General features: G+C 36.3%; 13 protein-coding genes. 3 read left to right on the top strand and 10 right to left on the bottom strand.

Features of this window, described 5'->3' with window-relative positions:
* Positions 1-18 precede the first annotated feature (18 nt).
* The 7 genes from fusA to HMPREF0077_RS06350 form a co-directional block, all read right to left on the bottom strand.
* The gene (gene fusA / locus HMPREF0077_RS06380; RefSeq protein ID WP_004837180.1) at positions 19-2091 is read right to left on the bottom strand and encodes an elongation factor G; all 2073 of its coding nucleotides are present in this window, start codon (positions 2089-2091) and stop codon (positions 19-21) included.
* Between the two features lie 14 nt (positions 2092-2105).
* Positions 2106-2576 carry a 30S ribosomal protein S7 gene (gene rpsG / locus HMPREF0077_RS06375; protein WP_040349525.1) on the bottom strand — a complete coding sequence of 157 codons (471 nt, stop codon included), beginning with the start codon at positions 2574-2576 and terminating at the stop codon, positions 2106-2108.
* 121 nt (positions 2577-2697) lie between these two features.
* Positions 2698-3105, bottom strand: a complete 408-nt coding sequence (rpsL, locus tag HMPREF0077_RS06370) for a 30S ribosomal protein S12 (RefSeq protein ID WP_004834930.1) — start codon at positions 3103-3105, stop codon at positions 2698-2700.
* 96 nt (positions 3106-3201) lie between these two features.
* The gene (locus tag HMPREF0077_RS06365) at positions 3202-4008 is read right to left on the bottom strand and encodes a MurR/RpiR family transcriptional regulator (protein WP_004837178.1); all 807 of its coding nucleotides are present in this window, start codon (positions 4006-4008) and stop codon (positions 3202-3204) included.
* Positions 3986-4741 (bottom strand): MurR/RpiR family transcriptional regulator, encoded by a 756-nt coding sequence (locus HMPREF0077_RS06360; protein WP_004837177.1) that lies wholly within the window; start codon positions 4739-4741, stop codon positions 3986-3988. The genes HMPREF0077_RS06365 and HMPREF0077_RS06360 overlap by 23 nt, the downstream gene beginning before the upstream one ends.
* Before the next feature lie 42 nt (positions 4742-4783).
* Complete coding sequence (locus HMPREF0077_RS06355; protein ID WP_004837176.1) at positions 4784-6112, bottom strand: 6-phospho-alpha-glucosidase; 1329 nt, start codon at positions 6110-6112, stop codon at positions 4784-4786.
* Positions 6113-6171: 59 nt separating this feature from the next.
* Positions 6172-7758, bottom strand: a complete 1587-nt coding sequence (locus tag HMPREF0077_RS06350) for an alpha-glucoside-specific PTS transporter subunit IIBC (protein ID WP_004837175.1) — start codon at positions 7756-7758, stop codon at positions 6172-6174.
* A gap of 266 nt (positions 7759-8024) precedes the next feature.
* Between HMPREF0077_RS06350 and tpx the strand changes: the two genes are divergently transcribed.
* The 3 genes from tpx (at position 8025) to HMPREF0077_RS06335 (ending at position 10045) form a co-directional block, all read left to right on the top strand.
* Complete coding sequence (gene tpx, locus HMPREF0077_RS06345; protein WP_004837174.1) at positions 8025-8525, top strand: thiol peroxidase; 501 nt, start codon at positions 8025-8027, stop codon at positions 8523-8525.
* Positions 8526-8608: 83 nt separating this feature from the next.
* A complete protein-coding gene (locus HMPREF0077_RS06340; protein ID WP_004837173.1) occupies positions 8609-8998 on the top strand; it encodes a PH domain-containing protein in 390 nt (129 codons plus the stop codon).
* 63 nt (positions 8999-9061) lie between these two features.
* A complete protein-coding gene (locus HMPREF0077_RS06335; protein WP_004837172.1) occupies positions 9062-10045 on the top strand; it encodes an alpha/beta hydrolase in 984 nt (327 codons plus the stop codon).
* 105 nt (positions 10046-10150) lie between these two features.
* Here HMPREF0077_RS06335 and HMPREF0077_RS06330 read toward each other — a convergent pair whose 3' ends face one another.
* From HMPREF0077_RS06330 to iolG, 3 genes are all read right to left on the bottom strand, one after another.
* Positions 10151-11488 (bottom strand): MATE family efflux transporter, encoded by a 1338-nt coding sequence (locus tag HMPREF0077_RS06330; RefSeq protein ID WP_004837171.1) that lies wholly within the window; start codon positions 11486-11488, stop codon positions 10151-10153.
* 441 nt (positions 11489-11929) lie between these two features.
* The gene (locus HMPREF0077_RS06325; RefSeq protein WP_004837170.1) at positions 11930-12247 is read right to left on the bottom strand and encodes a hypothetical protein; all 318 of its coding nucleotides are present in this window, start codon (positions 12245-12247) and stop codon (positions 11930-11932) included.
* Positions 12247-13251, bottom strand: a complete 1005-nt coding sequence (iolG, locus tag HMPREF0077_RS06320) for an inositol 2-dehydrogenase (RefSeq protein WP_004837169.1) — start codon at positions 13249-13251, stop codon at positions 12247-12249. The genes HMPREF0077_RS06325 and iolG overlap by 1 nt, the downstream gene beginning before the upstream one ends.
* Positions 13252-13260: the final 9 nt, after the last annotated feature.

Below are 13260 nucleotides of genomic sequence, written 5' to 3'. Positions count from 1 at the left end.
TTTTATTCTCCTATATTATTATTTGTCTAATACTTGTTCTTTTACAGATTCTGGAACTTGTGCATAGTGGTCGAATTGCATAGAGTATGTTGCTCTACCTTGAGTTTTACTTCTTAGGTCTGTTGCATATCCGAACATTTCTGATAGTGGAATGAAGGCATCTAGAACGTGAATTCCATCTTTTGGATTCATTCCGTCAATCTTTCCTCTTCTTGATGAAACATCGCCCATTACATCTCCGAGGTATTCGTCTGGAGTTGTAATTTCTACTTTTTCTAGTGGCTCTAGTAGGATTGGACCAGCTTTTGCTACTGCGTTTTTAAAGCCCATGCTTCCTGCAACGTGGAAGGCAACTTCTGATGAGTCGACTTCGTGGTAAGAACCATCTACTAGGATTACATGGATGTCTACCATTGGGTAGCCACCAAGGATTCCGCTTAGAGCTGCTTCTCTTACACCTGCTTCTACTGGCTTGATGTATTCTTTTGGTACAGCACCACCGACAATCTTAGATTCGAAGGTAATTCCTTCGCCTTCCTTGCCTGGCATAACTTGAAGTATTACATCACCGTATTGACCAGAACCACCTGATTGTCTTACAAACTTACCTTGTGCTTCTGCTTCTTTGGTGATTGATTCTCTGTAAGCTACTTGTGGGTTACCGATGTTTGCTTCTACTTTGAATTCTCTTAGAAGTCTGTCTACGATTACTTCAAGGTGAAGCTCTCCCATTCCTGAGATGATTGTTTGACCTGTTTCTTCGTCTGATTTTGTTTGGAAGGTTGGATCTTCTTCTGCAAGTTTTTGAAGACCTACAATCATTTTATCTTGAGATGCTCTTGTTTTTGGTTCAATAGCAACTGAGATTACTGGGTCTGGGAATTCCATGTTTTCAAGGATTATTGGGTTATCTTGATCGCATAAGCTATCTCCAGTTGTTGTATCTTTAAGTCCTAGTAGGGCTACGATATCTCCAGAGAAACCTGTTTCGATTTCTTGTTGTTTGTTGGAGTGCATTTGCATGATACGTCCAACTCTTTCCCTTTTTCCTTTAGTTGCGTTGTAGATGTATGAGCCTGATTCGATTGTACCAGAGTAGATTCTTACATAGATTAGTTTACCTACATATGGATCTGTTACTACCTTGAAGGCTAGAGCTGATAGTGGTTGCTCATCTCCAGGGTGTCTTTCTAGGATTACTGAGTCATCTTTAGGGTCAGTTCCTTGGATTGCTGGTATATCTAGTGGGCTTGGCATAAATTCTACGATAGCATCAAGAAGGGCTTGTACTCCCTTATTCTTGTAAGCTGATCCACATAGACATGGGAATATTTTCTTTTCTATAGTTCCTTTTCTAATTGCAGCATTGATTTCTTCTACAGATACTTCTTCGCCTTCAAGGTATTTCATCATGATGTTATCATCAATTTCTGAAAGTTCTTCAAGTAGGTTAGCTCTGTATTCTTCTGCAAGATCTACTAGGTTTGCTGGAATTTCACCTTTGATTGGGTGAGCTCCAAGGTCTTCCGTGTTGTAGGTTACAGATTCCATAGTTACAAGATCAATTACTCCTTCGAATTGTTGCTCTGCACCTATTGGAATTTCTATTGGAACTGCGTTTGCTTTTAGTTTATCTTTAATAGTATCAACAGCCATGAAGAAGTCAGCACCAGTAGCATCCATTTTGTTAATGAAACAAATTCTTGGAATGTCGTACTTGTCAGCTTGTCTCCAAACTGTTTCTGATTGAGGTTCTACACCGCTTTTTGCATCAAATAGTGCAACTGCGCCATCTAGTACCCTTAGTGATCTTTCTACTTCTACAGTAAAGTCCACGTGGCCAGGAGTGTCTATGATGTTGATTCTGTTGTTGTTCCAATAACAAGTTGTAGCAGCAGAACCGATTGTGATTCCACGCTCTTTTTCTTGTTCCATGGAGTCCATTACTGCGGTACCATCATGAGTATCTCCAATTTTATAGATTTTTCCGGTATAGTATAACATTCTTTCTGTTACAGTTGTTTTACCAGCATCTATATGGGCCATGATACCTATGTTTCTGGTGTCCTTTAATGAGACGTCTCTTTTCATTTGTCCCCCTATTTCTAGTATCTATAGTGTGCGAAAGCTTTGTTTGCTTCTGCCGCTCTGTGCATTTCTTCTTTTCTTCTTACTGCTGCACCAGCGTTGTTTGAAGCATCTAATATTTCTTTAGATAATCTTTCTACCATAGTTTTTTCGCCACGTGCTCTTGCGAAGTTTACTAACCATCTAAGAGCAAGTGTTTGTCTTCTTTCTGGTCTTACTTCCATTGGCACTTGGTAGTTAGCACCACCAATTCTTCTGGCTTTTACTTCTAGTGTTGGCATTATATTTTCCATAGCTTGATAGAATACTTCTAAGGCATCGTTACCTGTTGTTTCATTAACGATATCAAAAGCTTCATAAACTATTCTTGTAGCACGGCCTTTTTTACCATCTAACATTACGTTATTGATTAGCTTAGTAACAACTCTATCGTTGTACTTAGCATCAGGCATTACCTCTCTTTTTGGTATATGTCCTTTTCTTGACACTTTTCTTCCCTCCTTTACCAATTATGTGTAATATCTTGAGTACTCGATTACAAAGTAATCGTTAGTGTGCACATATACCTTGTATATAAATAGGTACATTATGCACTTATTTCGCTAAATACTAAGCTTTTTTAGCTCCGTACTTAGATCTTCCTTGTTTTCTTCCGTCAACTCCTGCTGTATCTAGAGTACCTCTGATGATGTGGTATCTAACACCTGGAAGGTCCTTTACTCTTCCACCTCTAATTAATACAACGCTGTGTTCTTGAAGATTGTGTCCAATTCCTGGAATGTAAGATAGTACTTCAGCTCCGTTTGTAAGTCTAACTCTGGCAATTTTTCTTAGTGCTGAGTTTGGCTTTTTAGGTGTTACAGTTCTTACAGATGTGCAAACTCCACGTTTTTGTGGTGATTGGTTTGGTGTAATTCTACTTTTAAGTGTGTTGTAGTTGTAACCTAAAGCTGGTGTATCTGATTTAGATTTTTCGCTTTTTCTACCTTTTCTAACAAGTTGATTGATTGTAGGCATAATGCACCTCCTTTTCTTTTATAATTAAATAATTGGCAATCTATGCCAATCCTTAAATATTTTACATGTATTAAGCTTTATTGTCAAGTAAATTACTTATATTTCTTGACTTGAAGGTCTTTGTGCTTCTCTTTTTTTGCTTCTTGCTTTTCTTTCTATGAATGAAAGATATTTTAGGATTATGAAGTCTATTACTACATAGAATTGAGAAACAGGCGATATTTTCATCCTTTGGTTGAAGTCAAAGACTTCGTGAGTTACGAAGGCTATGTTGTAATCAGACCTGTGGGATATGGTGTTGTTAGATAGTTTGGTTATGGATGCTATAACTACATTTTTATCAAGCCTATCTAAAAAATCAATTAAGCTCTTGTTTTCTCCCCTAAAGGATATGACGAAGAGCACGTCTCCTTCGCCAATCATTTCTACATATTGTTCGTAGTCACTGGCCTGGTCTATGATAATTACAATTTTTCCAACATTTAGGAAGTTTCTCTTGAGTTCTTCTGCTACATTGTGTTGGACATAGCCATTGCCTATTACGAAGATTCTTTCCGCCGCATTTAGGCTCTCAAAGAGTCCATCAAGGTTTAGGGAAGACATCATAGTCATCGTTAGATTGATGTCATTTTTGGTATATTCTATCTCATTGTCATTGAAAGTAGAGCCCTGGATTTCTTCCTCGCTCCACTTGATTAGATATCTTAGTTCGCTATAGCCTTCAAGTCCCAACTTTTTGGTAAAGGTCATGATGGAACTTGTGCTTAGGTCAAGTTTATCGGCAAGTTCATTAATGGAAAGCTCATTGGCCTCACTTTTGTTTTGTACTATGTAGGAGTATATTCTAAGGTCATTTTTGTTGAGCTTAGAATAGTTTTCCCTAATTAAATTCATTAATATCATGGCTATGCCTTTCTATAAATCCAGTAAAAAATTTTTCCAATTCTAAGATGTAGGGACTGATCAATCTTAATTTTCTATTTTCTTCTTTCAAGAATATATTGTAATCACTTTTTGTCATTGACCTGTATTCGCTTCCTATTATAATTTTGCCACAGTTTATGCTTGCAATTTGAAACATAAGTTCTTCGCTTCTTTTATCATTGGAAAAGTCTACTATGATAACCAAACTATCTTCTAGCATTTCTTTGTCAAAGGCAACTATCTCCTCAGCCCCAGCGTAGCTTTCAGCGAGGATGCCTACGTCAAAGAGAAACCTTTTTATGGAATCCTTTATTATATTTTCATAGGCTCCATTTCCGTAGATAAAGGCTCTTTTGCTCGTTTCTAGTTTTTGGTAAGTTTGCTCTAACTTTAGGTCTTTTTTGCTTGAAGTTGATGTTACAATATCAATCTTTTCGTTTAATATATAATATTTTAAGTCATTGTAACCATTAAAGCCCAGCTTTTTGGCAAATCTTAGGACAGAAGTCCTCGATGTGTAACAAATTCCTGCAAATTCGTTGATGGTTAGCGAATAGGCAAGGCCTCTTTGTAATATTTCATTGGCTATCACATAGTCTGTCTGGGTAAATTTGTGTTCATTATCCCTTATTAATTTTTCTAAACTGATAGTATCACCCCTATTGTTAAACTTATATATAAATTTTTCCACTAAAAAATCTCTACTAAGCATACTATACGCCAAGTAGAGATTTTTAATATTATATATTTACCATTAGTTTAGTTCTGGCCAGTAACCCTTGTTTGCTTCTATTAAATCATCAAGAAGTTCCTTCGCAACTTTTGCACTTGGTACTGTTTGTGAAAGGGTTAGGGCTTGCCACATCTTTAGGTAGCTTCCTTCAATCCAAGCTTCTACTACGAGTTTTTCTACTGAAACTTGTTGTTCCATTAGTCCTTTTTGGAATTGTGGAATTGGGCCTTGGTTGATTTTTTCGATTCCATTTTTACCAACTAGGCAAGGAATTTCTACCATTGCTGTTGGGTCGAAGTTTGGAATTGCTCCATTGTTTTCAACTATAAGTAGGAATCTTTCCTTTGTGTTTTCAGCAAGGGCAATGGCAAGGTCTACGATGTAGGTTGCGTGAGCGTCAAGTTCTATTTCAACTCCTTCTGCTGTTGCCTTGTCGATTATATCTTGACAGAAACCAAAGACTTGTTTTTCTCTTCCTTCTCTTACTTCATCTACTCTTGTGTGTTTTGGATCGGTATGCTCCAATACAAAGTCTGGGTAGAAGTAGTATTTGAGGTAGGTATTTGGAATTGTTGCTGGGTCTAGGGCATAAACGTCTTTTGCCTTGGTGAAGGTTTCTACCCATGATGGATCAAGGTGTTGAGCTGTTCCTATTCCATCAGCAAAGCCATTAACTGAAACGTGCTTTTTGATTTGAGGCATAAGGTCATTACCCTCTTTGTCAGAAATCGCTGTAAACCAACCGAAGTGGTTTAGACCATAATAAGAGAAGTCAAGCTCTTGCCATTCTTTAAGTCCTACCATATCTGCCATCTTATACATTAGATCAATTGGCATATCGCAGATGTTGATGATTTTTGAGTTTGGTCTTAATCTTCTTGTAGCTTCTGCAACTATTGCAGCTGGATTTGAGTAGTTAAGCATCCAAGCATCTGGTGAGTATTCTTCCATATAGTCTAGGATTTCTAGAACTCCACCGATTGAACGCATACCATAGCTCATTCCACCTGGTCCGCATGTTTCTTGACCTATACAGCCATGTTTTAATGGAACTTTCTCATCCCTATCACGCATTTCATACTTACCAACCCTTAGTTGGGCAAGAACGAAATCAACATCGCTAAAGCCTTCTTTAGGGTCTGTTGTATAAGTGAATTTAATTTCTGGATGTCTTTCCTTTATAAATATTTCAAGGGCCTTACCTATTATTTCTTGTCTTTGTGCGTCATTATCATATAACTTAACTGATCTTAGTGGAAATCTGTCGAGATTATCCAAGAGCATGCCGATAATTCCTGGTGTAAATGTTGATCCACCACCTGCGATTACGATTGAATGTTTTTGTGTCATAATTTTCTCCTTCTTTTGCTAAATTTTTCTTTTATTCTTTTCTATCTTTTCTTTTCTATTTATACTAATTCGCCAAAGGCGTCTGCTACATATTGGATATCCATACCCACTATTACATGGACAGAATTTCCGCTTTTAGCAATTCCATAGCTTCCTATTTCCCTGAAATAAGAATCGTCAGCTACTTTTTCTGGGTCAATCACGTTAACTCTAAGTCTTGTTACGCAATTAGTAAAATCTTTGATATTTTCCTTACCACCAAGGCCTGCTAGGATTTCGTCAGCCATTAACTCGAACTTATCTGCTTCTTTTACGATTTTTCCTTCAGTTCCTTCTTTTTGCTTTTTAGCCTTGTAGTCTTTCTTTGTATAAAGCTTGTTAGAGTCCTCTGAGGCAGTTCTGCCTGGTGTTTGGAATTTAAACTTAACTATAAGGAAGCTAAATACAAAATACCAAACTGCTATTGCAATAAGGCCGATTACTAACATGATTAGGTAGGTCTTCCAGTGATGAGCACCAAGAGGTATCCAGTTTAGGGATGCCATCTCTATAACTCCTCCAGAATATATTCCTACAACACCGAATATATTCATGACCATAGCCAAGATAGCTGCGAGGATTGCGTGAACTACGAATAATTGAGGAGCGATAAACAAGAAAGTAAATTCTATTGGTTCTGTAACTCCACTAAGGACTGCAGTAAGGACTACCGGAATCATAAGTCCTGCAATTTTCTTTTTGTTTTCTGGAAGGGCTGTCTTGTAGAAGGCAAGTCCAACACCGACACAGCCGAATATCTTAGACCAACCTGTTGCAGTTAGTTGGGCATAAGGTGCAATTTCCTTTAGAGAGCCAGCTGCTTTTGCGATTTGTGGAAGATTTTGTGCCCAATAAGCATAAATTCCTCCAGGAACAACCAAGCTATCATAAAACATTGGTGCATACAACAAGTGGTGAAGACCAAAGGGAATCAAGAGTCTTTCCAAAAGAACAAATATTCCAACACCAGCTGTTCCAGAGTTTAGAATCACATCCCTAAAGATATTCATTCCAGCTTGAACCTTAGGCCAAATCAATACCGCTAGGAAAGCCACAGGTATCATTACTATAAAGCCAACTCCCAAAACAAAGGCTGAACCCTTAAATACTCCCAAGGCTTCTGGAAGTCTAGTATCGAAAAATTTGTTGTGTAGGTAAATAGCGATGCCAGATATTAAAAGGGCTCCCATCATTCCCATATCTAGGGTCTTGATATTTGCAATCATAGCAAGACCACTTGCTCCGCCCACCTCTTGGGTGAAATCTACTCCAAAACTTCCTCCCCAATGTTTTAGAATTGTTGATACATAGTTTAAGAAAACTAGGTAGATAACAAAAGCTTCCATGCTCGCTCTGGCATTTTGCTTCTTGGCAAGTCCTATTGGAAGAGCTATTGCAAATAATAATGGTAATTGATTAAATACTACCCAGGCTCCGGATAGAATCATATCCCAAAATCCAAACCACAGTGTTCCTTCACTAGCTATTGGACCCATAATTACTTCAGTTGTAAAAAGGATTCCAAAGCCTATTAGTAGAGCACTGACTGCAAAAAGCATAACAGGTGTGAACATCGCTCCACCAAATCTTTGAATTTTTTCTTTCATGTGTATCCTCCTCAATACATATTTTTTTATTACAATTATATGATAGCATCCCTAGTCTTCTAAGTCAATTAAGCTTGAATTTTAGGGATTTGTGTCGGAGATAGGAATTTTTTACATGCTAAGTGAAATTTCACAACCACTTAGAATAGGCAAAGAGCTAGCAAAGTAATTTATAAGATAAATTATTAGAATTTTTAAATTTAGGGTACTTTTTTAACATTATTTGGGTATAATAATTTTGTAAAAAGATATTTTTAGGAGGAATTATGAATATAACATTTGCAGGAAATAAAATAAATCTATTAGGTACACAAGTCAAAAAGGGAGATAAGGCAGAAGCTTTCACAGCAACAAAGAATGACCTTTCTGATTTCAACTCAGAAGATTTGAAGGGAAAGCTTGTTGTTTATTCAGTAGCACCTTCACTTGATACAAGCGTATGTGCTCTTCAAGCTAAAAAATTCAACAAGGATGCCCTAGAATTATCTGATGATATAGTAATTGTTACTATCACAGAAGACCTACCTTTTGCTCAACAAAGATTTTGCTCTAACGAGGATATCAAAAACCTTGAAATGGTTTCTGACTACAAAGAAAGAGAATTCGGTTACAAGTATGGCTTCTTGATTGATGAGCTAAAGCTTTTGACAAGGGGAGTAGTAATCGTAGATAAAGAAGGAATTATCCAATATGTAGAATATGTTCCTGAAGTTACTAACGAGGTTGACTTCGATAAGGCTCTAGAAGAAGTTAAAAAATTAATCTAATTACAAACAAGGCTCGAGCTTAGGCTCGAGTTTTTTTGTTAATAGGTAAATAAATGTTATAATCAAAGAAAAAAGGAGAAATTATGCCAGTAATAGGAAGCGGAATTATCGGAGATTCCAATACATTTAACCTCAAACAAATTGATCTTAGTAAGGTTAGAAGAGAAGTCTTGGACTTTCTTGTTGGCGGTGAGGATATGGTTCAAGCTTTTGAAACTATAAGAGATCAGGTTATTTTTACTACAAAAAGAATTATTGTGGTAAATGTTCAAGGAATAACAGGAAAGAAAAGATCCTACATTTCCTACCCTTATTCTAAAGTTCAATATTTTGGAATAGAAACAGCAGGAGTGCTTGATATAGATAGCGAACTTATACTCGCCTTTACCGATGGAAGTAAACTAAGCTTCGATTTTAGGTCTAATGTCGATATAATTAAGATTTCCAAATGTATAGCTCAATTCGTCCTATAATTTATTGACTTTTGGAAATTAAAATATAAAGTATATTCATCTAGTTTTAAAAACGAGGTGAATATGAAATTTATTAAAAAATATTGGAAAAGAATTATTATCGCTTGCCTATTTCTTATAATAGGAACGACTTATTTTGTGGGTTCTTATTTTGTAAACTACGCCCTTGTAGCAAATGCTGGCGGAAAGAATAGGCCCAAGAAGAAAAACCCTACAGTTTATGAAGATATAAAGGAAAAGCGAAAGAAAGAATTGGAAAATAAGAGGGATGAGTGGCTAGTAGATGTAAGAGAGCTAACTCGCGATATAAAGGTAAAGACTAAGGATGACTTGACCCTCTACGGACACATCTTTAAGCAAGCCCAAAAGACGGATAAGTGGATTATAGTTGTTCATGGCTACCAATCCAGCGAAAAGAAGGCCCAAATCCTTGCTGCAAATTTTTACGAGTTAGGCTACAATGTCCTAACCTATAGCTTGCGAGGTCATAAGCCTAGCCAAGGAAAATATATAGGCATGGGTGGTAGGGATAGTGAAGACTTGATGAATTTTGTATCTTACATTATAAAGGAAAATCCAAAAGCTCAAATTAGCCTCCATGGTACTTCCATGGGAGCAGCCACAGTCCTAAATGCTTCAGGCTTTGATTTACCAAAGAATATTACATCAATTATTGACGATTGCGGTTATAGCTCTGTGTGGGAGATATTCTCCAAGGAATTAAAGCTAAGATTTAAACTTCCAAGCTTTCCAGTCTTAAATATGGCAAACACCATGGCAAAAATTAAGGCTGGTATCGACCTAAAAAAGATTAGGCCCATAGACCAAGTAGCCAAAGCCAAAGTCCCTATAATGTTTATCCATACTACTGGCGATGACTTCATCCCAAAAGAGATGACCGATGAAATGTTTGCTATAAAAAAGGGAGTTAAGGAGAAATTAATCATCCAAGGCTTTCGTCATGCTGATTCAGTCTATGCTGACAAGGACTATTTCAAAAAAATAGATGAATTTATTAAGAAAAATTCTACTGATATTAGTAAATAACTTAAAAATATGAAAATGAACTGATCTTATTTGTTAGTTTTTGGGCTAACTTTTAAGGTCAGTTCATTTTTAATTAATGGCTTATTGATTAAGGGCAATCCTTTATTAAAATATTAACTTGTAAGAGTCTTTTCTTATTTTTTCGTAATAAATAGAAGAAATTACTAGATTTGAAAACCAGCCGATTGGTACTGCATACCAGACCATGGAAATACCTATCTTATGGGCAAGGGTCATCGAAAGAAATACTCTTAGGGATAGGTTAACTATATTAGCTAGGGTAAAAACTCTCACATCTCCCACTCCCCTTAGAACGCCGTCAACACAATGCTTGCCTCCTACTAGGATAAAGAAAAAAGCTATAAATTTAAGATAGGAGTCGGCAGTTCTTATGGCAAGCTCAGATGAGTTCTCATTCATAAAGAAGGCTGTTATAGCTGAGTAATTTGTCCTAAGGATTATAAAGACTAAAAGGCAATAGCCTACAAGCAGTATTAGGGATGCCCTAAGCCCTTTTACTATCCTATCTAGCTTTCTTGCTCCAACATTTTGTGAACTATAAGAAGAAATTGCATTACCGAGGCTTGTTATCGGTACAATAATCAGACTTTCTACCCTAATGGCTGCCGAAAATCCAGCAAGACTTTCTACGCCGAAAGAATTTACAACTGCTTGGACGAGAAGCTGGCCTATAGTTACAGTTGATTGTTGCAAGATTGATGGAAGGGCTAGCCTTCTTATAAGTCTAAGCTCCTTAAAGTCAAAGAGCTTATCAGGATTGACATCAAATTTTCTCAAATGTCTAATAAATACTAGAAAAGATAATATTGCTGAAAGCCCTTGGGCAAGGAGGGTCGCATAGGCTGCTCCCTTTATGCCATAAGCTAAGTCCCTAACCAGGTAAACATCCAAAATCACATTCAATACTGAAGAAAAAATCAAAAAGTATAGGGGGATTCTGGATTCTCCAAGGGCCTGATAGAGGGCTGAGATAATATTGTACATAAACAAAAAAGCTAGGCCATAAAAATAAATGTCTAAATAAACAACTGACATATCCAAAATATCAGCTGGAGTATTTAGCATAGCCATTAATTTCCTAGAAAATAGAAGTCCAAAGGCTGAAAGGCCTATGGCTATAATAAGGAAGGCAAGCATGGATGTAAAAATGGCACTCTTCATCCTTTTATAATCTCTTGACCCAAAATATCTAGCTATAAGAACCGAAGCTCCTGCCCCACCACCTACAGCTATACAAATAAAAATTGTAGTAAGTGCAAAGCTTGCTCCAATGGAAGCAAGAGCAGCTTCGCCCACATATTTGCCAACTACAGCAGAATCTACTAAAGTATAAATTTGTTGGAAGAAGGATCCTATAATCATAGGAAGGGAAAATTTGATAATGGCCTTGCTTGGCTTATCATCAGTTAGGTAATGATTCATAATAACTCCTAAAAAATTTGTGATTTATGCTAATATATGATAATACATAGAAAAGTCAATATAAATCAAGGAATTAAATTATCTCTTTTAATCTCATAGTATATCAAAGACTCCTATAAGTTTTACAATTGAAAAAAGCCCCAGAGGAGCTTTCTTCAATAACGATATTTCATTCGGATTAAAATTAATTCGGTAAGTTTACTAATTCTATTTGCTTTTTAAGTTAATCAATATCTACCAATTTTCCTGTTTCAAAGCTTTCCTTGCATTTGTAGGCTATATGAGATACTGCTGTGCCATCATAGACAGTTATTTATGGCTTTCTATTTTCTTTTACGCAGGCTACAAATTCTTTTAGTTCATCTTTGAAACTTTCTGAGAATCTTTCTATAAAGTCTTGGCTAATTCCTTTTCTTAAGCCATTTTTATCATGATTTCTCCTTATAGCTGGTCGAGCATTATTCTTTCGACATTCATAGTTAGATAATCTGTTTCAGATATTAGTTCTACTTTTGTGTCGGTTGAATCTACCCTTCTTAGGTATTCCTTGATATGATTTTCCAAAATATGAGCGTTAGGGGCTACAAGTATGTGGGTATATTTTTCCTTGTTAAGCCTATCGACAAAGTCATTCAAGCTTGTTAGTTCAACATAAGCGCATGACTTTGAGATATCTATAAAGTGTTGAAATTTTTCTTTAAATAGTTCTGCGGATATTCCTGTTTCTGCTATTATTAGAATTTTCTTTTTTACACTCATTAGTCAATCATCCTTACTTTGACTGCTTGTCCAGAATCTAGAGATTCTTTGGCAGCTATAGCAATTCTTTGAGCCATGATTGCATCTTCAATTGTTACTGATGTTTCTCTATCATTGAATACTGCATCAGCAAAGTCATTTATTTCTGCATTGTAAGCTCCTGTATATCTTTGTAGGAAGAAGAATTCAGGATTTGGTGCATGATAGCCGTCCTTGTCAGCAAAAATTACATTAGCTTCTAGGTCATTTTCAACCATAGCAGTTCCCTTTGAACCAAAAGCTTCTACTCTTTGATCGTAACCGTAGGCAGCTCTTCTTGAATTTAGGATTACACCTATTGAATCATCTTCAAATCTTAGATTGATAATTGCTGTATCTACGTCTATTCCTTCAATTTCTTTGTTGCATTTAACTGTTGCTTGGGTATAAACTTCTACAACTTCTTTGCCTGTCAAGAATCTTGCCATATCGAAATCATGAATTGTCATGTCCATGAAAAGTCCACCTGAAGATTTAACATATGATAATGGTGGAGCTTCAGGGTCTCTTGAGTCTACTCTTACTAATTCAAGTTCTCCTACTTTTCCATCATCAATTAATTTTTTGGCATAAGCGAAGTTTCTATCATATCTTCTATTAACACCGATTTGGAATTTTACTCCTGCTTCTTTTACTGCCTTGTAAGCTCTCATTGATTCTTCATCTGATAGAGAAACTGGTTTTTCGCAGAAGATGTGTTTGCCTTTTTCAGCTGATTTTACTATATAGTCAACGTGAGTGTCTGTTGGTGTACAGATTAATACAGCTTCAATTTCTTCATCATTAAAGATAACTTCAGGGTCTGTTTCTAATTTGATACCGATTTTTTCTTCAAAGTCTTTTAACTTATCTGCGAATGGATCAACAATCCTTTTAATTTTGATGTTTGGATTGTTTACCAAGTTCATTGCATGGATTTGACCGATTCTTCCTGCTCCAAAAATACCTACATTTAATTTTTTCATAATTTTTCT

Source organism: Anaerococcus tetradius ATCC 35098 (assembly GCF_000159095.1).
Taxonomy (GTDB): Bacteria; Bacillota; Clostridia; order Tissierellales; family Peptoniphilaceae; genus Anaerococcus; species Anaerococcus tetradius.
The sequence above is the reverse complement of the archived record's forward strand: the minus strand, read 5'-3'. Positions and strand labels throughout refer to the sequence as shown.

Coding starts and splice junctions, on each gene's coding strand:
- fusA (WP_004837180.1), bottom strand. CDS start 2,091: ATGAAAAGAGACGTCTCATTAAAGGACACCAGAAACATAGGTATCATG.
- rpsL (WP_004834930.1), bottom strand. CDS start 3,105: ATGCCTACAATCAATCAACTTGTTAGAAAAGGTAGAAAAAGCGAAAAA.
- HMPREF0077_RS06365 (WP_004837178.1), bottom strand. CDS start 4,008: ATGATATTAATGAATTTAATTAGGGAAAACTATTCTAAGCTCAACAAA.
- HMPREF0077_RS06360 (WP_004837177.1), bottom strand. CDS start 4,741: ATGCTTAGTAGAGATTTTTTAGTGGAAAAATTTATATATAAGTTTAAC.
- HMPREF0077_RS06355 (WP_004837176.1), bottom strand. CDS start 6,112: ATGACACAAAAACATTCAATCGTAATCGCAGGTGGTGGATCAACATTT.
- HMPREF0077_RS06350 (WP_004837175.1), bottom strand. CDS start 7,758: ATGAAAGAAAAAATTCAAAGATTTGGTGGAGCGATGTTCACACCTGTT.
- tpx (WP_004837174.1), top strand. CDS start 8,025: ATGAATATAACATTTGCAGGAAATAAAATAAATCTATTAGGTACACAA.
- HMPREF0077_RS06340 (WP_004837173.1), top strand. CDS start 8,609: ATGCCAGTAATAGGAAGCGGAATTATCGGAGATTCCAATACATTTAAC.
- HMPREF0077_RS06335 (WP_004837172.1), top strand. CDS start 9,062: ATGAAATTTATTAAAAAATATTGGAAAAGAATTATTATCGCTTGCCTA.
- HMPREF0077_RS06330 (WP_004837171.1), bottom strand. CDS start 11,488: ATGAATCATTACCTAACTGATGATAAGCCAAGCAAGGCCATTATCAAA.
- HMPREF0077_RS06325 (WP_004837170.1), bottom strand. CDS start 12,247: ATGAGTGTAAAAAAGAAAATTCTAATAATAGCAGAAACAGGAATATCC.
- iolG (WP_004837169.1), bottom strand. CDS start 13,251: ATGAAAAAATTAAATGTAGGTATTTTTGGAGCAGGAAGAATCGGTCAA.